The sequence below is a fragment of the Elusimicrobiota bacterium genome (assembly GCA_026388155.1).
Taxonomy (GTDB): domain Bacteria; phylum Elusimicrobiota; class Elusimicrobia; order Elusimicrobiales; family UBA9959; genus UBA9634.
This window is the reverse complement of record JAPLKI010000016.1, coordinates 124,739-150,729: the sequence shown is the minus strand read 5'-3', so window position 1 is coordinate 150,729 and position 25,991 is coordinate 124,739. Positions and strand designations below refer to the sequence as shown.

Below are 25,991 nucleotides of genomic sequence, written 5' to 3'. Positions count from 1 at the left end.
GTATAAAGAACTCCTTCCCTAACCCCCTATCCGCTCTACGCTATACGCTGCCGTATTAAAGGGAGGACTTATGTTTAAAGGAGCGGGCGCTATTAAGGATATGCCGAGGGTGGAAAGGCCGAGGGAGAAACTCATGCGCTATGGCCCGGACAAACTGAGCGTTGAGGAATTGCTGGCTATCATAATCCGGACGGGCAGGAAAGGCGAAAGCGCTCTTGAAGTGTCCGCAAAGATAGTCAGGCGCTTTAACGCTGAAGGCCTGCCCGGATTAAGCCACGCGGAATTAAAAAGCCAGCCGGGCATAGGTCCCGTAAAAGCCTGCGAGCTTCTGGCTTGTTTTGAACTTGGCCGCCGTTTCATAAACGGCAAGAAAGCTTCAATTTACCTGAAGCCCAAAGATATATGGGAGGATTTGCGCGATATACGGGACCAGAAAAAGGAGCACTTTGTTGTTTTCTACCTTGACACCCGCAACCAGGAGATAAAAAGGGAAATTATCTCGATCGGCTGTCTTAACGCCAATCTGGTGCACCCGCGCGAAGTGTTTGAGCCGGCCGTAAAAAACCTGGCCGCCAGCGTAATAGTAGCGCACAACCATCCGTCGGGAAACCTTGAGCCCTCACAGGAGGACCTTGACCTGACCAAACGCCTTGCGGGCGCGGGAAAACTGCTTGGGATAGAACTGCTGGACCATGTGATAGTTTCAAAAGACGGCTTTTCAAGCTTTAAGGAAAAAGGGTTAATTTAAGTTAACAGGTTCACGGTTCCGGGTTTAGAGGTTCACAATTCACGGTTCGAGGTTATTTTTTCCATAATCTCTTGTATCCCGAGTTTCTAACCGTTGAACCTTGAACCGCTGAACCGTGAACCTACAGCATGTTTTTCCAACCGTTGAACCGCTGGACCGTGATTCAAACAAACCCGTTCTCTTTCAGGAACTCCATGGTTATATTGGAGTTGTTTTTTGGTGCGGCGTATTTGCCCAGGATGTCGTATTCGATATTCAGGCTGGCGCCCGGCTTAAGGTATTTTAAATTGGTGTTTTCCCAGCTGTGTCCGATAACCGAAATCTTAAATGCGTTTTTTTTGACTTCATAAACAGTAAGGCTTATACCGTTAAGCGCCACCGAACCTTTTTCAACCATTAAATTGTCCGTCTCGGTTAAAAACTCAAGCACACGGCTGTTGCCTTCCTCTTTAATTGAAAGCAGGCGCGCCAGCCCGTCTACGTGCCCGGTAACGAAATGTCCCGAAAATCTGCCGTCAGCCTTCATCGCCCTTTCCAGGTTCACAAGATCGCCGGCTTTTAAAGATATGAAATTGGTTTTTTTAAAAGTTTCAGGGCTGACCGAAAAAACCGTCAGGCCTTTTTGGAAATCAATTACCGTCAGGCAGGCCCCGTTAACGGCCACGCTCTCGCCCTTTTCAAGCGCCCAGGAGGGGGGAACGCCCACCGAAAGTTCCACCCTGGACACTTTCTTTATTTTTCCAACGCTTTCTATTATTCCATTAAACATAAGATGAGGACAGCGAATAGCGAACAGCGAATAGCGAATAGTGGTGGGAATGCGAATCTTGACGGTTTTTTCTATTTTTCATTCGCTACTTCGCTACTTCCCTATTTCGCCAATATAATCGCGCGGGCTTAACAGGGTAAGTTTTTGGATTCAGGCTGTATTCGACCATAAGATCCTCTCCGACTAAACTTAACCCAGCCATTTTAACCCTGATACCTAATTCCTTTCTTTTAGCGTTCAAAGAGTCGTTCCAGATAACCGGACTTTTAGAAGCCGCACCGCCGATAACCAATGGGGCGATAAAACAGACCAGACGATCCGCCAGCCCCTCAGAAATAAAAGAGCCTATAACCGTACCGCCGCCTTCAACCAGCAGGTGAGCTATGCCAAGCTTGCCAAGCTCCGTCAACAGGGCTTTAAGCGATACTCTGCCGCCGCTATCCGCAGGCAAAACCATGATTCGGGCGTTTTGCCGGTTAAGTTTTTTTATAGCGCGCGCCGGCGCTTTTTTTGTTGTGGCTATTATAACCCTGTCATTGGAAAACAGGGCGGCCGAACGGCTTATCTTTAAGGTGGAATCTAAAATGATTATGTACGGCTGGCGGCTTACTTTAACGCCTCTTACATTCAACATGGGGTCGTCTTTAAGAACGGTATTTATCCCGGCAAGCACCGCGTCGGACCGGGCCCGCAATTTATGGGTTTCAAGACGCGCGGCGGGGCCTGAAATCCAGCGGGCGCGGCCCCTGAAATCCGCTATCTTGCCGTCAAGGCTTTGGGCTGTTTTAAGCGTTACAAAAGGCAGGCCGGTGCGCATGAATTTATTGAAAGCCGGATTTAAAGCCAGGCAGACATTTTCAAGAACATGGCTTTTGGTCTTTATCCCGGCCGCCGAAAGTATTTTAGCGGCGCGGCCGCGGTTAGCGGGATTAGGGTCCGCGGCTCCGATTACAATCCGGCCCAGTTTAGCTTTTATCAGCGCCGCCGTGCAGGGGGGAGTTTTGCCGTAAGTTGAACAGGGCTCAAGGGTCACATAAAGCGTAGCCCCGGCGGCCGAAGCGGAACAGGTTTTAAGAGCGTTTATCTCGGCGTGGGGGCCGCCGAATGACCTGTGCCAACCTTCCCCAATTATCCGGCCGCCTTTCACGACCACCGCCCCTACCATAGGGTTTGGATGCGCACCATATTCGCCCTTGCGGGCCAGCACCGCTGCGCGGGACATGTAAAATTTATCCTTATCTATCATGGATATCATCTCTATTGCCATAGGCCATAAACATGCCATAAGCCATAAACATGCCATACGCCATAGGCCGTAAGCCGTAAGCTTTTATAAGGAGCTCCTCAAAACTTATGGCATATGGCTTATAGCTTATGGCTATAGATTTTTAAAAAGGTTTGCCATTTCTATGGCGGAGCGGGCAGCGTCCGCGCCCTTGTTGCCGTGTTTCACTCCGGCGCGCTCTATGGCCTGCTCAAGATTCTCGGCCGTCACCACTCCAAAAATAACCGGCAGTTTATGTTTAAGTGAAACCTCGGCTATGCCTTTTGCGGTTTCCTGCGCCACCAGGTCAAAATGCGGAGTTTCGCCTTTTATCACGGCCCCAAGGCAGACTATCGCGTCATATTTGCCGGCGGCCAGACGCTCGCAAGCCACGGGTATTTCGTATGAACCGGGGACTTTCACCACGGTAATATCCTTTTCCAGCCCGCCGTGGCGCTTTATGGTATCCACGGCACCTTCCAAAAGGCGCGAGGTTATAAAGTCGTTAAAGCGCGACATTACCACCGCGAATTTCAGCCCCTCAGCGTTCATATTGCCTTCAAGTGTTTTCATTTTTCCTCCTATTTCTTCCTTAAAACAAGTGTCCCAACTTTTTTTGTTTAGTTTTAAGGTATTTTAAATTATGGACATTCGGCTGTATGACTATAGGCACTCTTCGGGTTATTTCAAGCCCGTATCCCTCAAGCCCTATTATTTTTTTGGGATTATTGGTGAGCAGTCGCATTTTCCTGACCCCCAGGTCGCACAGTATTTGCGCCCCTATGCCGTAATCACGCAGATCGGCCTTAAAGCCCAGGGCCGTGTTCGCGGTAACAGTGTCATAACCCTTGTCCTGCAGGCCGTAGGCCTTTATTTTGTTCAAAAGCCCGATGCCGCGGCCTTCCTGGCGCATATAGAGTATAACTCCGGAACCTTCGGCGGCCACGGCGCACATGGCCGCCCTCAACTGCTGCCCGCAATCACAGCGTTTTGAACCGAACACATCGCCCGTCAGGCATTCCGAATGGACTCGCACCAGCACCGGATTTTCTATTTCGCCCATCACCAGCGCCGTGTGCTCAAGCCCGGTAAGAGTGTCTTTATAAACGCTTATTTTAAACAGGCCGTATTCAGTGGGCAAAATGGAAGACGCGGATTGCTCGATCAACGATTCGCGGGCCCGGCGATAGGCGATAAGACCGGCTATTGTAGCCATTTTAAGACGATGGCGCAGGGCGAATTTTTTAAGGTCGGCAAGCCTTGCCATGGTGCCGTCGCGATTCATTATTTCGCAGATAACGCCGGCCGGCTCAAGCCCCGCAAGTTTTAAAAGGTCCACACAGGCCTCGGTATGGCCGCAGCGCACCAGAACCCCGCCCTCCCTGGCCCGCAGGGGAAAAACATGGCCCGGCCGCGTGAGATCCCCGCCTGAGTAACGGCGCCCCGCCAGCACACGCAGCGTTTTGGCGCGGTCAGCGGCTGAAATACCCGTGGTAACGCCTTTTTTAGCGTCCGCTGAAATAAGCCAGCTGGTTTTAAAAGGGTCGCTGTTTTCCCGCTGCATGGGGCCAAGCTCAAGGCGAAGCGCGCGTTCCGGGCTTAAGGGGGCGCAGATCAGCCCGCGGGCGTGTCTGGCTATGAAGTTTATTTTTTTCTCGTCCGCGAACTGGGCCGCCAGCACAAGGTCTCCCTCATTCTCGCGGTTTTCGTCGTCGGTAATTATCGCCATGCGGCCCCGGCGCAGGTCTTTAACTATTTCCTCAATAGGGGAAAAAGATTTGCTCATATTTTGTCCATAAAAAAAGCCCCGAAGCTTTTTCTTCAGGGCGTCCAACTACAGCGAATTGCGAATAGCTATTAGCGATTAGGGGTGGAGGCATTCAGAGAAAAGGAAATTGTTCGCTATTCTCTATTCGCTATTTGCTGTTCGCTGCTGTTATCGTTCTTCTTTCATCCGGACTGTACCGTCGGCCCCGGAGTTTAACCGGGTCTGCCCTCGCGGGCTTGCGGGCTTCCTTAGGAGGTTACCGCCGGTGGGGAATTACACCCCGCCCTGAAGAACTAAAATAATTATAGCAAATAAGAGGAGAAACAGAATTTACCAACACGCATTATTATTCCCTGATGGGGTCCCGAAACCAACCCGCACCCATGAGCCGGCCACTACACCGGTGGAGACACAAAGGTCTTGTAAGGTCGAACTGCCAATAACCTGGCCGACCGCGGTTGCAGGAAGCGTCTGTATTTCGGCTGAGGTGAGCCAACGCGGCTGCCAAAAACCCTCGGCTGTAATAGTGGAGCGGGTAGCCGCGCTTCCAAAACTTGCCGTGCCCCGCACATCCAGCGGCGTAGCGGGGGAACTGGTGCCTATCCCCACATTGCCGCTGGCCGTGCTTACAAAAAGTATAGGAGAAGTAGCGGCCGTGCTTATAAGCACGTTGGTTGCCACATGGAACCTTTCCGTCGGGTTGTTAGTCCCTATACCGAATTTCCATGAGCCGCCGGAGGAATTGGCGGCGATCCTGAAAACCTCAACGCCATTGCTGAGATCGCTTGCGCCGGCTTTGTAAACCAGATCATTGGAATTGAGCGCGAAGCCCAAAACACCTTTGTTCCGGTAGCCGGATTGGTTTTCGCTCCAGCTTATATAGGTGGGGCCGCCAACCGGGCGCAAAATAAGAGAAGCTATGGAATCCCCGCCGTCCTCGGCGCCTATCCTTATTGAGTTAACGACCTGCAAATTATTAGTCGGCTCGGTTGTATTAAAATCCAAACCAATGCCTACACGGCCTCCTGCAGTGACGGCAAAATCATAATACTTGGTGTACTCATCAGGTGTACCATGCATGCCTACGGCCAGGGTATACGCAGCGCCGGCCTTCGCCACATATAGACCCGCATCCGGCGACGGACTGCTTCCAATGCCGGTATTGCCGTTAAGGGTAATACCGCTCTGGTTTCCATAATAGCCGCCGCGCGCGGTAATTGAAGAAGTGGCAAGAATGCCGCCATCGACCGTCAGTTTGCTGGTAATTGAGGTAGTTGAAATACCCACGCCGGAAGAATTTGTGCTCACATACATTATAGGCGAATTCAGGTCAGCCCCGAAAAGTGTATTTGCGTTTATATGCAATCCCGCTTGCGGAGCAGCGGTTCCGATGCCCGCGCTCCAGTTTCCGGATTGGTCGGATCTTATTCTGAACGCTTCCTGGCCGCCGGTGACCGGGTCCGAACCGGCCGCCCGGTAGACCAGGTCCCTTGTGCCGGCCGGAAAACCCAAAGCGCCCTGGCTGACGCCGCCGCCCAGTGAGGCCCAGCTTATGAAACCGTTCTTGGCGGAGTTTGAAATTTTTATCTGCTGATTAACCTCAAGCGGAGCGGTGGGGGCTGAAACCTGCACACCCACATATCCATCGGTGGTTACAGCCAGGCTGTACGCGTTCACACTGGAGGGGCTTGAAACCGTAAATGAGTAGGTTTGCAGGTTTGAGCCTGTTATCAGCAAACTCCCGGTCATGATGTCGCCTGCCTTTGAAACTTTATTGGTGTCGGTCCCGTTAATATTTGTCAGCCCTGAACCGTCACCTGTAAATCGCCCTGTAAATCGCCCGGTTGTAGCCACAAAATCAGGAGCCGTCACTATGCCCGTGTGAACCATTACGCTGGAAGCGGTTTCTATACTATAGGTGTCGAAATTGCTGAAGATGGCCCTGGAGGTGTAACCAGGCAGCATTCCTCCTATTGTTATTGCATCCGCATAAAGCCCTGCCTGTGTTGTTATACTTGAAGTGGCGATAATTCCTCCACCCACGGTAAGCCGCGCCAGGTAGGAAGAACTGCCCACGGCGGTATTACCCCCGGAAATGGAGAAAGTGCTTCCTCCCACGGAGAAAGCATTGCCGGTTACGGTCATCGTGGAGTTATTACCCAGGGTCAGCTGTCCGGTCATTGTGTCGCCGTTCTTGGCCACTTTCGTCGGGTCGACCACCGGCACGCCTTGAAGCTGGGAACCGTCGCCATAGTATTTCGCCCCCGCAGGCAGATACACATTGGTTGAAATATAGACGCCGCCCTGGAAAGCCGTCGTAGCTGAAGAAAGCTCTACATTGTCGGCAAGCTTTATTTTGGGAGCGGACAATCCGAGCGGAGAAGTCACCGTCAGCGGGCCTGTCATGGAATCGCCGGCCTTTAAGACCAGGCCTGAAAGTCCCGTGCCGTCGCCAACGAACTTTGCCGCCGTCATTACGCCGGTGGCGGACATGGAGGCCTTTATCACGCCGCCGGAATCACGCCATATCTGCGCCATGTCGGTCTGCGCGGAGCCGGCAGAAAGAACATCAAGCCGGGCCTGCGGCGTGTCGTTGGCGATACCCACATTGCCCGTGTTTACGCTGTAAAGGTCGTTGCCGGTGCCGCTCAGCTTCCACATATTTTGGGCGGCGGCCTCCGTCTGCGTATGGCCGTCGGGAAACATAAAACCGCCGACTTTGCTTTCCACAATGCCGGTCACGGAAAGTCCGCCCTGCACAACGATATTTGTGGAAACTGTTATGGCGCCGTTTTGGGTTTGCGGCAAAGCATTTATGGTATCGGCCGAGAAATTTTGAGTGGCGGCGGAAGCTGTGGAAGCGTAGAGGGAGTTGAAGGAGTAAGGAGAAGCCTGCATTTTTATCCTCGGCAACATTGCCTCGTAATTGCTGCTTTGGTTCTTAACCTGTATTTCAAGCCAAATCTCCGTATCTCCCCGGAACACGGAAAACGGTATGCCGCCGGTTACCGAACCTATCTCCACATCATAGCGTCCTTTCAGAACCGGGACATTAGAGCGGCTCTCGGTGAAAAGCGCGTTTCCGGACTGAGGCGCGTCATAAAAAATAAATTTCATGTCCTGCGGCGTATCAACGGCCAAATTAGTCACCTTGTTCAGCAGAAAGCCCTGATAACTCAGGGTCGGCGTGATGGCGGCATAGGAAGGCAACAGGCAGCCGGTAACGGGCAACAGGAAGAGAAAAGAACCGACACTGCGCCTGATTTTTCGGGAAATCCGCAAATTACCGTTTTCTATTGAATTCATAAATCCTCCGCGTTTAAAAATCCCTTAAAAACCCGCCAATGATAAGTTCCAGTATAGAGAAGTAAGTCTGCTATTCGCTACTTTACGACCACCACCGTTCCGTTGTACACATGGCCGCTTGCTTCTATCTGATAAATGTAGACGCCGCCCGGCACCGCCTGGCCTCCGGCTTTCGCGTCCCAAACCAGAGAATTTGCCACCAGTCCTTTCTTCATTGTGGCCACAAACAAGCCTTTAATATCAAATATACGGCCTTTCACCGCCGTGTCATCGGGGTTGTCAAAAATAAAGACCATGGTATCATTTTTGCCGTCGCCGTTGGGAGTTATAAGGCGGTTGGAGAGACCGGAGAGATCAGCCGAAAAACCGCCTGGACGCTCGGTTGAGCGGATCTGATAACGCCCCAAAAGCGTGGTGTTAAGTTGAATATTTTTTCCGGTCTCGTCCACTTTGCCGTAAAGCTGAAGCCACTTGGCTCCATTATAAAAATAAAGGCTTAGGGCTTTTGCGGCGGTCAAAGCGGTGACTTTGGCCTGCCGCGGGCTTCTGGCGCTGTCCGCGGCTGAGGGGACTATTTCCGCGCCGTTCTTTTGGTAATACAGCCTCAAAACGGAGGGCTTGGACAGTTTAAATGTGTCATCCCGCTGCAGGCCGCCTTTATAAGCGGCGAACTCCACCGACTTAACCACTATTCCGGATATCTCCTCGGGATGGGTGGATATTTCTATTGAATACGTATCAAGCGGGTCGGCGCCGGCCGAGAAGAATTGGCCTGCGGCGTCGCCAGGCACCTCCAATACACTTTCGTTATCCGGCGCCAGAAAATAAAGAGCGCCCGACTGGCCTGCCCTCGCGTAAGACGGCTGCGAGGCCCCCGCCTTATTTATAGCTTTTACATGATAGTAGTATTGCGAACCCTGGTCCACTACATCGGTCCAGGCGAATACGCCGGAAGAGACTTCAGCTATAAACCGCCAATCGGCGTTCGCGGACGCTGTAGCCCGAAACACCTGGTAACTATTCACCTCGTAGGGTGAGGCCGGGGCAAAGCGGCTGCCAAAGGGAATGCGGTTCTGATAGCCGGTCGGCGCCATCCAGGTTACGCGATATGAGGAAGTTCCGGATGAGATCACATTTAAATTTATGGGGGGAAGCGGCGGGAGCGCCGAAGCTATAACTGAATTTGATATTTCGGAGCTAAATCCCTGATCGTTGACGCTCTCTATGGAAAAATAATAGGTGGTTCCCGGATTAAAGTTTTCAATTATCCGTTCCTCACCCGACCCGGGCCCCAGCGGCGGCCAATCTTGCGAAAAATCGGATGCGGAGCGGAAACCGGCGTCGCTCGTAATCGGAATCGCCGTGCTGTAGCGCAGAATATAACTCAGCGCGGCCCCCCTGTTGTGGGTCCAGTCCGCCGTGGGAGCCGTCCATACAAGGCGAAGGGTGTTGCTTGAAAAAGCCACAGCGGCTAAATTATTTACCGGCGCGGGCATGGGCCAAAAAGACAACTTACCGGAACGCCCTGAGTAGGACTCCGCGTCCCCGGTTGAAACCGCCAGTTCCTGGGCGTTACCCTCCGATTCAAAATCCGATGAATACATCATGCCGGAACCATAGGACATTATCCCGTTGATGTCGGCAAAAGAAAGCGAAGCCGTCCGTGCAGCCATGGCCGGCGCGCAGAAAAGCAACGCAAAAAGCATGGGCGGAAAAGCCGCCCGCAAGCTTAGCTTCATGGCTAAAGTATATCTTTCCCTTGCGACTAAATTATTACAAACAAATGACTGACACCATCCATAATTCCGTAATAAAATAGTCACAATTGAAAAGTAGAATTGTGAATAGCAAATGGCAAATAGCAAATGTATGGAATCGCCTTATAAAAAACCAAAGCGGGCGCCGGCAAGCCTGCCGCAGGTCAGCAGGTGGACACTGGCTTCGGCTGTTTTACTGCTGGCGTGTTTAACAATGCCGCGCGCCGCCATAAATGTCGGCGACTCCCGCGCCCTTTCAAGATTGGTCACGCCTAACGGCGACCATAAAAACGACACTTTTGTTTTCCAGTGTTACAACCCGCGGGCGGCCGCCATAGAGGCTACGATATACGATCTGGCCGGCGCGGAAGTGGCCCAGATGCGTCTTAAAACAATACATCTTGATAGTTCTTACTACTACGACCTGGAATGGGACCCCAATTCCGGCGGCAAAAAACCCGGGGGGGTGTATCTTTACCAGATAAGACTTGAAAAGAGAGTTTATAAGGGCACCGTAGTAGTGATACGGTGAGCAGTTACAAAAGCCATAAACTATAAGCCTTAGGCTATAGGGCTAATAAGGAAGCTTCCCTGGCTTATGGCTTAAGGCTTACGGCGTATAGCGAACGGTAGAGTATATTTATGAATATTCTAGCGCAGAATAAACGGCCAGCGTCATTTTTGGCAATCCTGCTCGCTTTTATCCTGTGCCCAATACCCTGTACCCAGTATCCCGCTTTCGCCGCTTTTGAGGACATGGGCCTCGGCGCCAGGGCCGCCGGCATGGGGGATGCCTTCACGGCCGTGGCCGACGATATAAACGCAATTTATTACAACCCGGCGGGCCTTGCGGATATAGGACGGCCAAAAGCCATGGCCTCGCATTCCATATTATACAGCGGGCTTAGCGACGGCTCAAGCCTCGGGCTGAGCAACGCCGCCTTCGCCATGCCGCTGGATAACGGACGCCTGGGCGGACTTGGCTTTTTATGGAACCAATTCTCACTTTCCGGGATTTACGCTGAAAAAGCCATGCAACTTTCATACGGATACCGTTTTCCTAAAGGTACTTCTTTGGAAAAATTTTCCGTCGGCACTTCGCTAAAGTACCTCACACACTCCTTCTCCCGCCTGGACGAAGCCTATAATGCCGTTAATTCCGTGGACGGTATTTCAGCCACAAACGCATCCGACCCCGTTCTGGTGGGGGCGAACTCCAAATCCGCCCTGGGCGCGGACCTGGGTATTCTTTACCGCCTGGATAAACACTATACTCTGGGGCTGGCCGTACTGGACGCGAACCAGCCCGATGTCGGCTTCTCGCAAAAAGATCCCGTACCCATGAAAACCCGTTTGGGCGCGTCGTACAAAGCCCTGTGGCTTCTGCTTACCTCGGAAATTAAGATGCAAAAGGGCCCTGGCGGCACGCAGGACAAGCAGTTTATTTTCGGCGCGGAAAAAACTTTCCCAAGTCTGGACAAGGGTGATATTTCGGCAAGGATGTCGCTGGGCATAGGAGACAGGGAATTCAGGCAGATTACAGCCGGCCTCTCCTACAAGATAAGCAAAATTCAGTTCGATTACGGTTTTTCAATACCGCTTGGAACCGTGCAGAATACTATCGGCAGCCATAAACTGGCCATGGTCTACCATTTCGGCTCTCCCACGGCGGATGAGCAGGCGGCGACCGAATTCCTTGAGCAGTACAAAAAAATCCGGGAAGCGGCGGACTATAAGAGCGGGCGCGACACGGCAAGCCTTGATGACCCGCGTCTCGCGCAAATAAACGCCGAAGTTGAAAAAGAGAACTACCAGGCGGCAAGTAAGCTGTTAGTAGACAAGGCGGGGGAATTACTGCCGGACACTTCGGTGATAAATCTTACCCGCCGCTTAGCCGCGGTGGCAGCTTTTTATCCGGCCATGCCGCCAAAGGAGGGCCGTGACAAGGCCACCCAGCTTCTTTCGTCGGGGATTCGGGATTTTTTACGCGGAAAGGACATAAACGCCATGCATGAACTTTCATACGCCCAAAGCCTCAACCAGCAGGATTCGACCCTCTCAAACTTCGTCGACAAGGCCGAAGAAGTATCGCGCATTAAGGCGGACAGGGTGCCGGTGACTTTCAACCGCGGCTGGCCCCAATATAAAATTGAGGAATCGGATCTTTTCTACGCGCAAAAGAAATATGAGGACGCCCTGGAGCGGCTGGATGCAGCGATGGAATTTGAGAAGGACAATCCGATCGCGCTAAAGAAAAGCGGTTCCTGCCATTATCTGCTTGGCAATTACATCCAGGCGGATAAGGACTGGGAACGCGCCCTTAAACTTGAAACCGACCCGACGGAAAAGGAAAAACTTGTTAAAGCGATAGCCGAGGCCAAGTCCCAGCAGGGCCCGAATTGGCAGACTCCGGCCACTGCGGGCACTACGGCTGCTACGGCGACGGGGCCGGGGGCGGCGGCGGCAAAGGAAACGCCGAAGCCTTCCGGCAAAGACCCGAGGGAAATAGAGAAATTATATCAGCAGGGCGCCGACTTCTACACAAAAAGCGACTACGGCAAAGCGGCCGACATATTCAGAAGAATACTCACACTGGATCCCGGAAACACCCAGGCCAAGAAGGCGCTTGAAAGGATAATAAGGCTGTCGAGATAAAGCAGAGGATAGGGGCTAGCATATAGGGGTGAGGGCTGGAAATAAGGAACTCCTTCCCTAACCGCTATTCTCTAACCCCTATTCTCTATACATATACTTTGGACTTACCATGAAACTGTATTATAAATTAAGCGCCGCGCTGCTTGTTATAGCCGCCACGGCCTCTCTTGCGCTTTCTTTCTTTTTTATAAAGTTTCAGGAGAGAGAGCTTGTCAGAACGCATAAGGAAAGGGCCGCCCTGCTTATCAGCGGAACACGCGACATTCTCTCGGAAGCGGAACTGGCCGCAGATCCGCTTATGGTGGTGGATTACCTCTCGGACTTGCTTTCAAGCCGCCCGGAGCTCGCAGGCGCCGAACTGGACCTGGGCCGCGGATTCAGGCCGATAAAACCAAGACGGACTCCGGCAAGGCTCAGGCGCGCCCCGCCGCCTGCCCCGCTCTTTTGGGGCCGGGGGAAATTGCCATCGGAGAAAGACAAGATAATTAACCGCACCTCCCCGGCCAAAAGGGCGGGGCCTGCAAAAAACCCGGTAGAAGAAATCCATTCGCTCAAGTACGCGGCCAGGCTTGAATTTGACGCGGCATACCTGGAAAGCGAGGTCCGGGCGCGCCTGACCGCCGTTTATCGCGATTTGTCTATCGCCTTTCTATGTTCACTTTTTGTTTCAGCGGGCGCCGGCTTTGCCCTCTCCTATCATCTTACCAGGCGTCTGAAAAGGCTTTCCGCCGCCGCCAGCGCCGTGGGGGAAGGCCGTTTTGGCGCCGAAATAGAGGCCCGCGGCTCCGATGAGATCGCCGAACTTGCGCGCACTTTCAACGCCATGTCGGCGAGACTGCTGGAGCTGGAGGCCATGAAAAAAAATTTTATTTCCTCAATTACCCACGAGTTGCGCTCCCCTCTGGGCGCGATAGAAAGCTATGTGGAACTGCTGCTGCGGGATGGCAGGGCCTGGACGCGCCGTGAACTGAGCGATCTGGCGCGCATAAAGACCAATGCTTCGCGCCTGTCAAATTTTGTCACCGTCATGCTCGATCTGGCCAAGATTGAAAGGGGAAAAATGGAACTGCGCCTTTCAAACTATGAGCCGGGCGCGCTTATTGAAGATCTCGCGGCATTTTTCGGCTCTGAAGCCGCAAAAAAAGGCGTCAAACTAACGGTGGATATTTCCGGCTGCCGCGGCCCAATGCTTCTTGACCGGGAACTTACAACGCACGCGCTTACTAATTTAGTCTCAAACGCCCTGAAATTCACCCCCGCGGGAAAGGAGGTCGGAATTTCGGCCTTTATGGACGGGGAAAAACTGCGGGTGGAAGTGCGCGACGAGGGTCCCGGCATTGAGCCGGAGGAGATCAAAGGCCTGTTTTCCGTTTTCGGCCAGACCGCGCGCGGAGCCCAAAAAAAGGGCACCGGTCTCGGACTCGCGCTTTCAAAGGCCATTGTGGAGCTGCATAAAGGCCGTATCGGAGCCGGAGCGGCGCCTGAAGGGGGAGCTCTTTTCTGGTTTGAGGTCCCGCGGAATATAAACCCGTAATAACTTTGTAACGGCAATTAGTTAGAATATAGCAACTACTCAGGTAGCCAGAAGTCAGAATTCAGGAACCAGAATATTCAAGAATTCTGAATTCTGACTACTGAATCCTGTCTTCTGAGTGAAAATAAATGTTTCTGTACCTGTTCTTACTATGAAAACAATCTATTTAGCTCTTTTACTCTCGCTTCTATGGTCCGGCGCGTTTGCCGCCGAGGAACCGCTGAACACCTCCCCGCTCAGGGAAGCTGAAATTTCCTCCCGTCTGCAGGCCGATGTGGGAAATCTCCTTGAGCAGCTGGTGGGAAAAGGCAAAACCCGGGTTTTTGTAAACGCCGAGGGTGAAATACTGCTGAAGGCAAAAAGCGAATCCGCCACCCCCCAGCAGGAGGAAAGTCTTCCCCTGCCGGGATATGCCGGCTCAAGCCTGTTGGAGAAAACGAGCCAGTATATTAAGCAGCAGCGCGAGGAAGGCGAACGCAGCTCGGAATTTCGCCTTAAAAAGCTGAGCGTCTCGCTTATTTTTGACCGGAGCGTGCCCGACAACAGAATAAACGCCGCCAAACTTCTGATTTCCGATACGCTGCGGCTGAACGAACAGCGCGGCGACAGCATTATCACCGCTAAGGCGGACATGATCCCCTGGTGGAACGATCTGCTGTACTCCCCCGAGAACCGCAAAATTCTTCTGGCGGCCCTGGCGGGGGCGCTGGGGCTCGTGATATTGGCTCTTTTCGCCTACGCCCTGGTCTCAAAACTGCTCAATAATTTCATTGACTACGCCAAGCTTAACGCAGGAGTCTCCAGAGGCGAGGGCCCCGCCGCGGGCCCCCAGGCGTCGGGCGGGGGAGGTGAAACCGGAGAAGTGGGAGAAGTGATAGATGTGGAAACCGGCGCCGCGCCAGGCGGCATGATCGAAGCGGGACAGGCCTTTGACTTCCTTGAAAAACTCCCTCAGACCCTCGCCGCTGAATTTGTGGGCGAGCTGCCGCAGGAAGACGCGGCTATCATTATCGCGAACTTGGCGGATAAACAGCCTCATCTGTCATCCCGCCTGCTGCTCGCTCTTCCGCCTGAAAAAAAGCAGGCCGTAACGGACCAGCTGATCAGCCTGAAGCAGGCGGAGCCGGAGCGGATATATGAAATTGAGAACGAACTGCGCATGAAAATGGAAAAAAGCCTGAAAGGCACGGAAAAACTCAGCCGCATGCTGAGCCTTGTAAACGAAACCGAGCGCAACGAGATTATTGAGCAGCTTGCCCGCTCAAACCCGGAAAAATCGAGAGAAATCACAAAGAGCCTGTTTACCTTTGAAGATATCTGCCACCTTGAAGAAAAGAACCTGCGGCCCGTTGTGGTGGCGCGGCCATACGCCGACTGGGCCTGCGCACTGGCGGGTATCCCGCCTGCCAGCGCCGCCAACGTGACTAAACTCATGTCTGAAGATGTGCGACTTATCGTTAAAGATCTGCTTTCAGGCCCCCAGGAGTTGGAAAAGACCATCAACGCAAGGGCGAAAATAATTGCCGCGGCGCTTGAACTGGAAAGAAAAGGCCGCACAACGCTTCCGACGCGAGGCTGATTTCTATGGGTGAAGGAATGGAAAACATCCCCGATAAAACCATTTACTCCGAGATGGATTATCTCTGGCAAAGCGTGCGCGACGCGCAAGAGAGCGCCTCAAGCGCCATTGAGGACCGCAAAAAAACCGCACAAGAGGCGTCCGCTTTGAGTTCAAGGCTCGCGCACCTGGAGCGGGCTCTAAAAGAATGTCTGGAACGGGAAACCGGGCTGAAAACTGAAATCTCCGCCCTGCAAGGAAAAATTGAGGGGGATGCGGACATCGTAGCCAGAGCGCGGAAACTGAATGAAAGCGCGGGCAATGCCCCCGGACGCGAGGCGGCTTTAGCGGAGGAGCTCGCCGGGAAAAAAGGGGAGAATTCTATTTTGGAAGCCGAGATCGCGGCCCTGCGCTCGGAACTGGCCGGTTTAAAAGAGACCCTTGCCGCAAGGCAGAGGGCGGTGGACGCCCTGCAGGGCAAAGCAGCCGCTCTGACATCGCTTGGAGAAATCGCCGAAATAATAAAAGCCGATTGTCTTGCCTCCGGAAAAACGGCCTCGGCCTACGAAATTCTCGCGGCCAGGCTTGGAGAAGCCGTTGCCGCACGGAAACGCGCGCTGCATCAAACGAGCGCTTTTAAAGCCGTACTGGGCAAAACCGCCGAAAAAATAGTAAATCTGGAGAAAAACAACTCCGCGCTCAGGCGCGGGATAGCGGAGCAAGAGGAAGCGGCGGCGGCTTTGAGGGCGCAGCTTGAACTCAAGGAAAACCGCCTCGCGCTTTCTGCCGGAGAGAAAATCGAGCTTGAAAACCGGCTCGCGGCCGTCCTGGCCTCGCGGAGCGGGCTTGAAGAACGCCTGAAAGACGCCGAAAACCGCTGCGCGGAGTACAAGGAAACCGCGCGAAAAGCCGAAGCTCTCTCTTCGGAGCTTGAATTCGAGCTGGCCGGAACGCGCCTGAAAGCCGAGGAGCAAAAAAGTAATTTTACCGGAGCCGTAAAACAGATTTTCGGTCTGCAGGAAAAGGCGGCGGAATTAAGGCGCGGGCTTGAAGAAAGCTCGCAAAAAACACGGGCGGTTCAGGCGGCCCTTGAGGCCAGAAATTCCGACATTGAAAAGATCAACCTGATTTTACGCGACAGATCCGCCGACCTATTCCAGGAAAAGGAAATACATAAAAAAGCTCTGGTAAAAATAAGAATTCTCCAGGAAAACACTGAGACGCTCAACGAACGCCTGGTAAAAAACCAGGAATACGCCGCCGCGCTTATGCGCCGCCTGGAAGAAAAAGAAAGGACGCTTACGGACCTGAAGGAAGAGAACAAGAGGGTGGGGGCGCTGGAACGCGAAATTGACGATTTAAAACGCAAAAATCTGCACATAACCGAATTAATAAAACGCGAGCAGTTTAATTTCACCGATAAGGTCAGCGCAAGCCTGGAAAAGGCTTCAAAGGGCATAAAAGGGTTCAGCATAAGACTTTCGGTTCCCGAGCGGCGCGGCTTTGAACCTTCCCTTAAAAGCCTGGCTGACGCGGTGGAAATTATTAAAGGCTGGCGGGAATATATGGACGAGGAAACGCCTGAGCTTTCAGAAGAAAACCTGGCGCATTTTCTGTCCGATCAGGCGGCGCACTGGGAAACGACTTTCCGCACGAAAAGACTCGCGCTTTCAAAGCAAATACTTATGCCGTACGCCACGGCACGGATAAACGCGCAAAAACTCAAACTTGCGTTTACCAATATAATAACGAACGCCTACGAACATCTTGGAGCCGGCGGCGCTCTAAAGCTGGTGCTTAAAGCCTCGGAAAACGAAGCAGAAGCCGTCTTTGCCTTTGAGGATTCGGGGCCCGGCTTCAGCCAGGAAGCACTTGAGAAACTATTTCTGCCCTTTAACCCGGGAGGCAAGGACAAAGTCGGCATCGGGCTTACCATTGCCGAAGCCGTGGCCCGCAAACACGGCGGAAAGCTCACGGCTAAAAACGGTAAGATGAGAGGGGCTTTAGTTGAGCTTACACTGCCGATAGCAAGGGAGCTGCCTAAATAGAAGGCTGAAGACTGAAGTTTAGGAAATTCCTTTATAAACCTTCAGCCTTAAACATATATCCTAGGCCGAAAACGGTGCGGATGGCCCGGCCGAAACTCCCCAGCTTGAAACGCAAAACCTCTATCCTCTTATCCACCGCGCGCGCGTTCACTCCGAAATCCCTGCGCCACACCTGCTCCACAAGCGTACCGCGCGATACCACCCGGCCTTGCCGCGAGAGGAAGTAAAGTAAAAGATCAAATTCAAGAGCCGTCAGCTTCAGGCTTTTCCCCGAAAAAAGAACGGTCCTTTCAAGCGGGCGCGCTTCAAGTTGTCCGAGCCGGATTACTTCCGGCTCCGGCGCGTCTTCTTTATTCAGCCGTGCCCGGGCAAGAAGGTTCAGGAGCCGCGCCCTGAAAAGCGCGGGATCGGGAGGGAAAGCGAAGCATTCATCTGCGCCGGCGGCCAGTGTTTCACCCGCTATGCGCGCGTCCGGAGCGGCAAGCAAACCGACCAAAACAAGCCGCCGCCCGCCGCAGCCGCGCAGCACGGAAATCAGGTCGCGGGCGCTGATGGAAGGCGGAGTTACGCCGATGATTACCAGTTCGGGGGATTTTTTGGCTAAAACATTAAGGAGGAGCGCCGCTTTCGGGTAAATTTCGGGCCTCAGTCCCCAAAGCGCGGCTTTCAACTCTTTAACCTCGGCGGGGTCCGCGCTTACAAGCGCGAGGCGAAACCTGGCGTCCGGCCTCATGCTAAAAGCGCCTCAACCCTGGCAAGCAGCTCCTGCATGTCAAAAGGCTTGAGGATGTACCCTGTATCAGGGATTTTCAGGCCCTCCGCCACGATATTAGTTTCAGAGCGGACGGTAAAAAAAAGTATCGGCACGCGCGACATGGAGGGGAGCTTGCGTATTCTACGGGCGGCTTCAAGCCCGCTTATATCTGGAAGCCCTATGTCAAGCAGGATAAGGCCGGGCCTGTTTTTTCCGGCCGCCGCCACTCCGTCAAGTCCGCAGGCGGATTCTAAAATCCTGTAGCCGGCGCCTTTCAACAGCCTGGCGGCTATGGCAAGGTAATCGGCCTCATCGTCTACAACAAGCACTAAGGGCGCTAAGGGAGCGGTCATTTTCAGGTTTTTTTGGGCAGGTGCGCTTCAACTTTTTTTTGAAGAAAGGACATTTCCACGGTTTTGCTCATGAACTCGCGGCAGTTGGGCTCCTGCCTGAAAAGTTCGCCCAGGTTCTTATTAAGGTAAGTGCCGGTAATTACAAGTATCGGGATATTACGGGTATCATCGTCCAACTGCAATTCGCGGATCACTTCTATGCCGCCCACACCCGGCATCATCACATCAAGGAATATAATATCCGGCTTCTTGGTCTTGGCTTTTAATATGCCTTCACGGCCTTCTTCGGCGGTTTCGAGTTTGTAGCCCAGCTCCATGAAATAGTCGGACACCATGGTCTTGAATTCAAAACTATCATCGATCACAAGTATAGTTAGCATATAGCGGTCCTCATTGTCGCACCCCGTGACGCACTGCACAGCGCACGGGGCGGATTAGCCGCCGGGCTTTATAAGGTGACGCCCGGTGCTCCACAAGGAGGGCTCTGCCCTCCATTAACTCGTCGCTTGCTTCCTGCGCTTCGCTTGGTCGCTGCGCTGAACCTCCCGAAGCGGAAATTTCCTGAATAACGAGGAGAAACTATCCTCCATCTGTCGCACCCCGTGACGCACTGCACAGCGCACGGCCGTCTGATGGCCATAGGCCCTGTTACGGCACCTGCGCAGGCATTGGGGCGGATTAGCCGCCGGGCTTTATAAGGTGACGCCCGGTGCTTCCCGGTCTGCCGGCTTGAGAAAACTGTTTTTTTGCAACTCTGACATACTAAACAAAAATGCGCGCGTTTAATCAAGCTTTTGTTTCAGCTTGCGTCTCGGGTTTTGCCTCCTGCGTCATTTTTTTTGAAACTGTGAAAAGGAAATCGCTGCCCTTACCCACCTCCGACTCCACCCATATCTTGCCCTTATGCAGCTCCACGGTCATCTTGCACATGGCAAGCCCCAGGCCGAAACCCATGCTTTTATGCTCTTCCATCTGGGAATATTTCTCAAAGATCATCTGCCGCTTGTCTTCCGGTATGCCGGGGCCGGTGTCCCGCACGCTAAAAAGAACCTCGTCCGCGGTTTCCGAACAGGAAAGCGTTATACTGCCTCCGGAAGGCGTGAACTTCAAGGCGTTGCCCACAATGTTTGTGACCACGCGCTCAAGAAGAATCGGGTCACCGTTGAATATAATCGGAACGGCAGGCTGCGGCGCGCTTATCTTTATGTTCTTCGGGCCCGCCACCGGTTCGTGGTTTTCGCAGACTCTGGTTATAAGCTCGCCGGCGGACATTTTATCTATCTGGAGAGCCATGGTGCCGCGCTCAAGCTTGGTGGTATTTAAAATATCGTCTATCATACCCCGCAGGCGCCTGGAAGAATAAAGCACACTTTTAAAATACTTGTCCGTGGAAGGCGAGGGGGGAACTTTTTTCATCAGCAGTTCGGCATAACCCTGTATGGTGGCAAGCGGAGCGCGCATATCGTGGGTAATCATGTGGAAAAAATCTTCCTTCGCCTTTTCAAGCTCCTTTTCGTAGCTTATATCCCTGATAATAATGACGCGGCCGTGGCGTTTCAGGGTAGCCAGCATGAACTGGTTGGCTATTATGCGGAAACTTTTCAGCACGGTGGAGGTAGTGTTAGAAAGAGGGGCTTCCAGCTCCGAACGGAAAAATTTTTCTTTGGACAGGCTCAGTTTGGAAAATTCCGCGTAAAAAGCCTCGTTTTTTACGGAGCGCGGTATCAGGACATCAGCCGCCATCCTTGGTATGCCAAGCAGGTTCAGCGCCGTCTGATTGGAATAGATAAGGCCGCCCCTGTCGTCGATAAGCAGCACCCCGTCGGGGATCGTATCGATAAGAGCCTGGGCCTTATTTTTCTCTTCCACTATCTGGTTAAGCTGGAAAGCGCGGTAGGCCTGCAGCTCCAGCATCATGCGGTTTAAAACGCCGACCAGTATTTTTATCTCGGGCCAGCCTACCGCCGGTATTATTTTGTCAAGGTGCTGGTTTTTAAGAAAACCCTTCACCCCGTTGACCATGTTGTTGATGGGGCCTATAATGCGGTTTGAAATCAAAAACACCACAAAAAGCGTTATGGCGAATACCGTCACGGCGAACACTGAAAAGATAAATATGGATTTTTTCTGGCGGCCGTAAAGCTCGTCATCCGTCTGCACGGACAGGGCCGCCCAGTCCAGTTTGCCCACGGCAGAGTAGGCGCCTGAATAGGGCTTGCCCACAATCGTAATGGCGTCAAGCCGCCCCGTCCTGCCGCCGGCGCGGAAGATCCTCAGCAATTCCGCCGGATCCGGTTTGCCGCCGCGTAATCTCTGGCACGGCAGCGCCCTGCCCCGGCCGTCGGTCAGCACAACTTCCCCGGTACGGCCGGTCTCCTGTGAATTTATTTTTGCCAGAAGCTTATCCATTAAAAAATGGAAAACCACCACCCGCCCGTCCACCAGCGGGTAGGCCAGCGGATAATAAGCGTGGCGGCTAAGGCACAAAACATCCCCGCCGGAAACGATGCCGCTTGCCTGCACTCTTTTTATCAGCTCGGTTTGATAAGATGCAAGAGGGCTGGCCGATTGTACAGTCTCGCTCTGCAGGAAAAACAGCTCCTTCCCGTCCTTGGCAAGCATGCTGAGCGACATGATATCGGAATTAATGCGCGTAGCCTGTTGGATTACCTGAATGTCGCTGATATTCTTTTTATTAAGCGGATTTTCTATTTCATAGAGAAAAGCAAGGTCCCTGTTAACACCCAGGAACCATTCGTCCACGTTGGCGGCGGAAAGGCTTGAAATGCCCTTGTGCAGATCGTAATAGCTGGTAACAGAGGAGTTATACTGCTTGATGTTCCAGGCGACCGACAGCAATAGAGGCACCACAGCTATGCCGAGCAGTATAAGAAAGAATCTGGTGGTAAGTTTCATGATTTACGATACATCGCCAGGGTATAGAGGCGAAGGTAGAGAGTTTAGGGCAGGAGTTCCTTACACCTCTCCCCTAGCCCCTAAGCGCTAGCCCCTGCTGTCATTATATTTCATGCCGGATTATATTTATCTCGATGCGCCGGTTGGCTCCGCGGCCCTCCGGGGTATCATTGCTCTTTATGGGCTTGAACTCGCCATAACCCACGGCCGAAAGCTTCTCGGGCGCTACCCCCTTGGAAAGGAAAAACCTCAGCACCGAGAAAGCCCGGGCGGCTGACAATTCCCAGTTGGAACGGTAGCGGGCATTCCTGCCCAGCGGCCTGTTGTCGGTGTGGCCTTCAATTTGTATGGGGTTCGGCAGCTCGCTGAAAACCTTCGCCAGGTCCTGTAAATGCGGGAAAGAGGAGGCTTTCAAATTATCGCTTCCCGGGTCGAACAGGATGGGCTCCGCAAAATTTATGGTTATCTTGTTGGCCGAAATTTCAACCTGCGCTATCTGTTGTATGCCATGTTTTGAAAAAAGAGTGCTGACTATCTGGTTATCGTGCCCGAAAGTTTCCTCAAGGCTTTTCACGCTAAACTGGGAGGTAATATTTTTGGAACTGTAAAAGGCGAACAGGATCATGAAGAAGATCATCAGATAACTCATCATGTCTCCGTAGGTAATAGCCCACAGCGCCCCGCGGTTCAGTTCGTTTTCAAGCTCGTCTTCCCTTTCGTAAAAACGCATGGTTTATCCCTTGGCGGATGACGCTGACTGCTTCTCGTAACCGCGCAGATGTATTTCTATAAGGTGCGGCGTTTTTCCGGCCATTATATCAAGCACCCCTTCAAGCAGTACCTGCAGCGCAAGTGTTTCCTCCATCGCGCGCAAGCGGATTTTATTCGCCACCGGCACAAAAACAAGATTGGACAGGGCGATACCGAAAAAAGCGGAACTGATCGCCACGGCCATAGATTTGCCTATCGCCGCGGGGTCTGAAATATTGCTGAGAGTCTGTATGATGCCGAAAAGGGTGCCTATAAGGCCGAACATGGGTGAAAGCACGCCCATGGTGCGGTAAAGGTTGGAGTCTTCCTGTATGTCCAGCCGGCGGCGGCGCACCTCTTCCTCCAATATAGCCCGGGTTTCATGCGACTGGGCGCTTATCATGGCCACGCTCACCGCGCGTTTAAGAAAACCTCCGGCGAAACGCCCGTCCACATTCTGCAGGGCCATAAGGCCGCCCTGCTTCTGCGCGGTATCCGCAAGCCCCGTCACCACGCTCACACATTCCGCCAAAGAGGGGACGGGAGGGGTTAAAAAAATATTAAAAAACGCCTTCACCCCGCTGGAAAACCTTGTAAATGAGGTGTTTACCACCGTAGCCGCGAGCGTCCCGCCCAAAACCAGCACAATACCTTGAGGGTTAAAAAGCTTGTCGGCTATACTGGTGGAAAGCACACCCCAGATTACAACCGCAGCGCCCAACGCGAAACCCGCTATTGTCATTACATCCATGATTTTGTCCTTTTAAAATCCGTGGCCCGCACACTTTTATTATACTTGTCCGGTATTAACTATTTCTTACATAAATATAATATAAAAAATAGAGGCGCCGAGCCCAGCTTAAGAAAGGCAGAGCGGGAACGGAACAGAGACATAAAGTGAGGGGTATCCTTTAATTTTGCCCCTTTGAGCCATTGCACATTTTCTTCACAGGAATTGTAACCCGATTTTGTTATTTGGTAACATAGGCACATGGACTCCATTCTTAATATCAGCCCGGTGGACGGACGGTACGCCGCGATTACGGCACCCCTGCGGCCCTATTTTTCCGAAGCCGCCCTTATAGGCCGCCGCCTCGAAGCGGAATGCGCCTATCTGGAACTGCTGTGCGGCTGGCCGGGGACCGGCATACGAAAACTTACAAGCGCGGAGCGGCGCAGGCTCGCGCGGGTAGCGGAAGGTTCCGCGGCCGCGCTGAAAAAAATAAAAAAAACCGAGGCGAAAATCAACCACGACATGAAGGCGGTGGAATACTACCTTAAGGATGAACTGGCAGCCACCTCCATGCGCGGCCTGAAAGAATACGCTCATTTCGCACTCACCTCCGAGGATATAAACAACATAGCCTACGCCATAATGCTTTCGCAGGCCCTTAGCCGCGTGCTGATACCGGAATTGAGAGTTATAACAAAAAAACTATCCGCGCTCGCGAACGCTCACGCTCTGACCCCCCTGCTCGCCCGAACACACGGCCAGAGCGCGGTGGGCACCACCTTCGGCAAGGAATTCCGGGTTTTCTCCGAACGCCTGAACCGCCAGGTCTCCGGGCTTAGCGCCCTTACCATCTCGGTAAAATTCAGCGGAGCCGCCGGAAATTATAACGCTCATACAGCCGCGTGGCCGGCCGTTGACTGGCTCAGGTTCTCTAGAAACCTGGTAGGAAGTCTTAATCAGGACCTTGATATAAAATTAAGGTTGAACCGCTTCGCCACCCAGATAGATCCGCATGACACGTATGCCGAACTCTTTGACAACCTGCGCCGGACAAATACTGTGCTGCTCGACCTGGTTCAGGACCTGTGGCGCTACATAAGCGACGGGCTGATCATCCAGAAAGCGCTGGAACAGGAAGTCGGGTCTTCCGCCATGCCGCAAAAGATAAACCCGATCCAATTTGAGAACGCCGAGGGAAACCTTGGGCTCGCAAATGCCCTGGCCGGTTTTTTCTCGGCCAAGCTGCCTGTTTCAAGGCTCCAGCGGGATTTATCGGACTCCACTGTGGAACGCAATTTTGGAACGGCCTTCGCACACTGCCTTATAGCCTACCGCTCCGTAATAGCCGGGCTGGAACGCATGGCCGTTGACCCGGCTCGAGCCGCCCAAATGCTTGGCGACCGCCCGGAAATTTATGCGGAAGGCATTCAAACCATACTGCGCAAACACGGTTTCAGCAAACCCTACGAAGCGCTTAAGGCCCTCACGCGCGGGCGGGACGTCACCATGCGGGACCTTAAAACGTTCGTGGAAAAACTAGCGGTAAAACCGGCGGTGCGCGCGGAATTAAGGGCGCTACTTGCCAAACCTTACATCGGGCTGGCCGGGAAACTGGCCAAAATGGCCGTCTGATACACATCGTGCCTTTGCAGACGACCCTTTCCCGACAGCTTAGGGGACACCGCATGGCGGTTTCCCCTCCTACGCAAGCCCCGCCCTTTTGGCCGTAGCAATAGACGTATAGGCAGCACGTTGTTTGCAGAGTCAGGAGTTGCGCACCAAAAGAGCGGGGCAAGTATTGGCCGTCTGAGGCACACAGGCCGTTTGATGGCCATAGGCCCTGATACGGCACTGCCATAGGCTTGTGCCTGTTACGGCACCTACGCAAGCCCCGCTCTTTTGGCCGTAGCAAAAGACGTATAGGCAGCACGCTGTTTGTAGAGTCAGGAGTTGCGCACCAAAAGAGCGGGGCAAGTATTTGGAGGTTCAATATGCCGGTTGATATTATAGTTGGCGGACAGGGGGGGGACGAAGGCAAGGGCAAGATTTGCGCCTACCTGGCTTATAAAGACGATTACCGGTATTCAATAAAGGTCGGAGGCCCCAATGCCGGTCACACCGTTTTCTTCAAAGACCGTATCTTCGCGCTTAAATCCATTCCGGCCGGTTTTGTGAACAAGAACGCCAAACTGGTGCTTGGCGCCGGCACCTATTTTATAACCGACTGGCTCCTGAAGGAAATGGCCGACACCGGCTCCGCTAACCGCGTCATAATAGATCCTAACGCAGTGGTGATAGAAGCGCGGCAGATGGAGAAAGAACGTGCCGACGCCCGCATAATGAACAACATCGGCAGTGTGGGCACAGGCCTGGGAGAGGCGGTAAAAGAAAGGATCGAGCGCAGGAAGATACGTTTCGCCAAAGACGAACCCCGCCTCAAACCTTTTATTAAGGATGTCGCCGGCCTGCTCAATAAAGCCCTGAGCAACGGGGATAAGGTGCTGCTTGAAGGAACACAGGGAATAAAGCTTTCCCTCCTGCACGGGGAATATCCCTTCGTCACGTCGCGCGACACCACCGCCTCAACTTTTCTGGCCGAAGCGGGCCTGGGCCCGAAATATGTGCGCGATGTTTACGCCATATTCAAGCCCTATGTCACCCGCGTGGGCCCCGGGCCTCTTGAAAAAGAAGTGAAAGATCCCAAAAAGATGAAACTCCACCACACAAAAGGCCGTGAGGTGGGCTCGGTAAGCGGGCGACTGCGGCGCATAGGCGAGTTTGAGGAAAAAACCGCTTTCAGGGCAATAGCCATAAACTCCGCTACGCGCCTTGCGGTGACTCACATAGATCTATATCAGGGCGGAGCCTCCCCCGCGAAACTTTCCGACATAAAGGGGAAAGCCCGGGCTTTCCTTGACAGGATAGAGCGCCTGTCTGGAATTTATCCGTATCCGGAACTTTCACTCGTTTCCTACGGCCCAGGGCTTCTGGATGTGCTTGACCTGAGGAAGGCTTAAGGCTGAAGGCTGAAGTTAAGAAAATTCTCTTGTAAACCTTCAGCCCTCAGCCTTTAGCCTT

Annotated in this window: 20 protein-coding genes and 1 riboswitch; of the genes, 8 read left to right on the top strand and 12 right to left on the bottom strand. The window is 53.1% G+C overall.

What is annotated here, in order from left to right:
* Positions 1-70: 70 nt before the first annotated feature.
* A complete protein-coding gene (gene radC / locus NTX59_06865; GenBank protein MCX5785393.1) occupies positions 71-748 on the top strand; it encodes a DNA repair protein RadC in 678 nt (225 codons plus the stop codon).
* A gap of 163 nt (positions 749-911) precedes the next feature.
* On the opposite strand, the gene NTX59_06860 is transcribed toward radC, so the two are convergent.
* The 6 genes from NTX59_06860 to NTX59_06835 all read right to left on the bottom strand — a co-directional run bounded on the left by NTX59_06860 (position 912) and on the right by NTX59_06835 (position 9,594).
* The gene (locus NTX59_06860; protein ID MCX5785392.1) at positions 912-1,517 is read right to left on the bottom strand and encodes a riboflavin synthase; all 606 of its coding nucleotides are present in this window, start codon (positions 1,515-1,517) and stop codon (positions 912-914) included.
* An 85-nt stretch (positions 1,518-1,602) separates the two neighbouring features.
* A complete protein-coding gene (gene ribD / locus NTX59_06855; GenBank protein ID MCX5785391.1) occupies positions 1,603-2,784 on the bottom strand; it encodes a bifunctional diaminohydroxyphosphoribosylaminopyrimidine deaminase/5-amino-6-(5-phosphoribosylamino)uracil reductase RibD in 1,182 nt (393 codons plus the stop codon).
* A 111-nt stretch (positions 2,785-2,895) separates the two neighbouring features.
* Positions 2,896-3,354, bottom strand: coding sequence for a 6,7-dimethyl-8-ribityllumazine synthase (gene ribE, locus NTX59_06850; GenBank protein ID MCX5785390.1), 459 nt, complete (start codon positions 3,352-3,354; stop codon positions 2,896-2,898).
* Positions 3,355-3,373: 19 nt separating this feature from the next.
* Positions 3,374-4,567 carry a bifunctional 3,4-dihydroxy-2-butanone-4-phosphate synthase/GTP cyclohydrolase II gene (locus NTX59_06845; GenBank protein ID MCX5785389.1) on the bottom strand — a complete coding sequence of 398 codons (1,194 nt, stop codon included), beginning with the start codon at positions 4,565-4,567 and terminating at the stop codon, positions 3,374-3,376.
* A gap of 152 nt (positions 4,568-4,719) precedes the next feature.
* A riboswitch (FMN riboswitch) is annotated at positions 4,720-4,846 on the bottom strand.
* Between the two features lie 33 nt (positions 4,847-4,879).
* Entirely contained in the window at positions 4,880-7,855 is a 2,976-nt protein-coding gene (locus tag NTX59_06840) for a hypothetical protein (GenBank protein MCX5785388.1), read from the bottom strand.
* A 77-nt stretch (positions 7,856-7,932) separates the two neighbouring features.
* On the bottom strand, positions 7,933-9,594 hold the full coding sequence (locus NTX59_06835; protein MCX5785387.1) for a gliding motility-associated C-terminal domain-containing protein: 1,662 nt from the start codon (positions 9,592-9,594) through the stop codon (positions 7,933-7,935).
* Positions 9,595-9,706: 112 nt separating this feature from the next.
* Between NTX59_06835 and NTX59_06830 the strand changes: the two genes are divergently transcribed.
* The 5 genes from NTX59_06830 to NTX59_06810 all read left to right on the top strand — a co-directional run bounded on the left by NTX59_06830 (position 9,707) and on the right by NTX59_06810 (position 17,407).
* Entirely contained in the window at positions 9,707-10,144 is a 438-nt protein-coding gene (locus NTX59_06830; protein MCX5785386.1) for a gliding motility-associated C-terminal domain-containing protein, read from the top strand.
* 110 nt (positions 10,145-10,254) lie between these two features.
* Entirely contained in the window at positions 10,255-12,267 is a 2,013-nt protein-coding gene (locus tag NTX59_06825; GenBank protein MCX5785385.1) for a hypothetical protein, read from the top strand.
* A gap of 109 nt (positions 12,268-12,376) precedes the next feature.
* Positions 12,377-13,801: a HAMP domain-containing sensor histidine kinase gene (locus tag NTX59_06820; GenBank protein ID MCX5785384.1), complete on the top strand. Its 1,425-nt coding sequence runs from the start codon at positions 12,377-12,379 to the stop codon at positions 13,799-13,801.
* A 151-nt stretch (positions 13,802-13,952) separates the two neighbouring features.
* Complete coding sequence (locus NTX59_06815) at positions 13,953-15,380, top strand: hypothetical protein (GenBank protein MCX5785383.1); 1,428 nt, start codon at positions 13,953-13,955, stop codon at positions 15,378-15,380.
* Between the two features lie 5 nt (positions 15,381-15,385).
* Complete coding sequence (locus NTX59_06810; protein ID MCX5785382.1) at positions 15,386-17,407, top strand: ATP-binding protein; 2,022 nt, start codon at positions 15,386-15,388, stop codon at positions 17,405-17,407.
* Positions 17,408-17,438: 31 nt separating this feature from the next.
* On the opposite strand, the gene NTX59_06805 is transcribed toward NTX59_06810, so the two are convergent.
* From NTX59_06805 to NTX59_06780, 6 genes are all read right to left on the bottom strand, one after another.
* Positions 17,439-18,140 (bottom strand): response regulator transcription factor, encoded by a 702-nt coding sequence (locus NTX59_06805; protein ID MCX5785381.1) that lies wholly within the window; start codon positions 18,138-18,140, stop codon positions 17,439-17,441.
* Entirely contained in the window at positions 18,137-18,514 is a 378-nt protein-coding gene (locus tag NTX59_06800) for a response regulator (GenBank protein ID MCX5785380.1), read from the bottom strand. Before NTX59_06800 ends, NTX59_06805 begins: the two co-directional genes overlap by 4 nt.
* Before the next feature lie 2 nt (positions 18,515-18,516).
* Entirely contained in the window at positions 18,517-18,894 is a 378-nt protein-coding gene (locus NTX59_06795) for a response regulator (GenBank protein MCX5785379.1), read from the bottom strand.
* Positions 18,895-19,300: 406 nt separating this feature from the next.
* Complete coding sequence (locus tag NTX59_06790) at positions 19,301-21,430, bottom strand: ATP-binding protein (GenBank protein ID MCX5785378.1); 2,130 nt, start codon at positions 21,428-21,430, stop codon at positions 19,301-19,303.
* Positions 21,431-21,533: 103 nt separating this feature from the next.
* The gene (locus NTX59_06785) at positions 21,534-22,160 is read right to left on the bottom strand and encodes an OmpA family protein (GenBank protein MCX5785377.1); all 627 of its coding nucleotides are present in this window, start codon (positions 22,158-22,160) and stop codon (positions 21,534-21,536) included.
* Between the two features lie 3 nt (positions 22,161-22,163).
* Positions 22,164-22,931 (bottom strand): MotA/TolQ/ExbB proton channel family protein, encoded by a 768-nt coding sequence (locus tag NTX59_06780; protein ID MCX5785376.1) that lies wholly within the window; start codon positions 22,929-22,931, stop codon positions 22,164-22,166.
* A 240-nt stretch (positions 22,932-23,171) separates the two neighbouring features.
* Between NTX59_06780 and purB the strand changes: the two genes are divergently transcribed.
* Both purB and NTX59_06770 read left to right on the top strand, forming a co-directional pair.
* Positions 23,172-24,545, top strand: a complete 1,374-nt coding sequence (gene purB, locus NTX59_06775; GenBank protein ID MCX5785375.1) for an adenylosuccinate lyase — start codon at positions 23,172-23,174, stop codon at positions 24,543-24,545.
* A 359-nt stretch (positions 24,546-24,904) separates the two neighbouring features.
* Positions 24,905-25,930, top strand: a complete 1,026-nt coding sequence (locus NTX59_06770; protein MCX5785374.1) for an adenylosuccinate synthetase — start codon at positions 24,905-24,907, stop codon at positions 25,928-25,930.
* Positions 25,931-25,991 lie beyond the last annotated feature (61 nt).

Coding starts and splice junctions, on each gene's coding strand:
- NTX59_06840 (MCX5785388.1), bottom strand. CDS start 7,855: ATGAATTCAATAGAAAACGGTAATTTGCGGATTTCCCGAAAAATCAGG.
- NTX59_06800 (MCX5785380.1), bottom strand. CDS start 18,514: ATGACCGCTCCCTTAGCGCCCTTAGTGCTTGTTGTAGACGATGAGGCC.
- purB (MCX5785375.1), top strand. CDS start 23,172: ATGGACTCCATTCTTAATATCAGCCCGGTGGACGGACGGTACGCCGCG.
- NTX59_06810 (MCX5785382.1), top strand. CDS start 15,386: ATGGGTGAAGGAATGGAAAACATCCCCGATAAAACCATTTACTCCGAG.
- NTX59_06830 (MCX5785386.1), top strand. CDS start 9,707: ATGGCAAATAGCAAATGTATGGAATCGCCTTATAAAAAACCAAAGCGG.
- NTX59_06820 (MCX5785384.1), top strand. CDS start 12,377: ATGAAACTGTATTATAAATTAAGCGCCGCGCTGCTTGTTATAGCCGCC.
- NTX59_06835 (MCX5785387.1), bottom strand. CDS start 9,594: ATGAAGCTAAGCTTGCGGGCGGCTTTTCCGCCCATGCTTTTTGCGTTG.
- NTX59_06805 (MCX5785381.1), bottom strand. CDS start 18,140: ATGAGGCCGGACGCCAGGTTTCGCCTCGCGCTTGTAAGCGCGGACCCC.
- NTX59_06770 (MCX5785374.1), top strand. CDS start 24,905: ATGCCGGTTGATATTATAGTTGGCGGACAGGGGGGGGACGAAGGCAAG.
- NTX59_06845 (MCX5785389.1), bottom strand. CDS start 4,567: ATGAGCAAATCTTTTTCCCCTATTGAGGAAATAGTTAAAGACCTGCGC.
- NTX59_06815 (MCX5785383.1), top strand. CDS start 13,953: ATGAAAACAATCTATTTAGCTCTTTTACTCTCGCTTCTATGGTCCGGC.
- NTX59_06795 (MCX5785379.1), bottom strand. CDS start 18,894: ATGCTAACTATACTTGTGATCGATGATAGTTTTGAATTCAAGACCATG.
- NTX59_06790 (MCX5785378.1), bottom strand. CDS start 21,430: ATGAAACTTACCACCAGATTCTTTCTTATACTGCTCGGCATAGCTGTG.
- ribD (MCX5785391.1), bottom strand. CDS start 2,784: ATGGCAATAGAGATGATATCCATGATAGATAAGGATAAATTTTACATG.
- ribE (MCX5785390.1), bottom strand. CDS start 3,354: ATGAAAACACTTGAAGGCAATATGAACGCTGAGGGGCTGAAATTCGCG.
- NTX59_06780 (MCX5785376.1), bottom strand. CDS start 22,931: ATGGATGTAATGACAATAGCGGGTTTCGCGTTGGGCGCTGCGGTTGTA.
- radC (MCX5785393.1), top strand. CDS start 71: ATGTTTAAAGGAGCGGGCGCTATTAAGGATATGCCGAGGGTGGAAAGG.
- NTX59_06825 (MCX5785385.1), top strand. CDS start 10,255: ATGAATATTCTAGCGCAGAATAAACGGCCAGCGTCATTTTTGGCAATC.
- NTX59_06860 (MCX5785392.1), bottom strand. CDS start 1,517: ATGTTTAATGGAATAATAGAAAGCGTTGGAAAAATAAAGAAAGTGTCC.
- NTX59_06785 (MCX5785377.1), bottom strand. CDS start 22,160: ATGCGTTTTTACGAAAGGGAAGACGAGCTTGAAAACGAACTGAACCGC.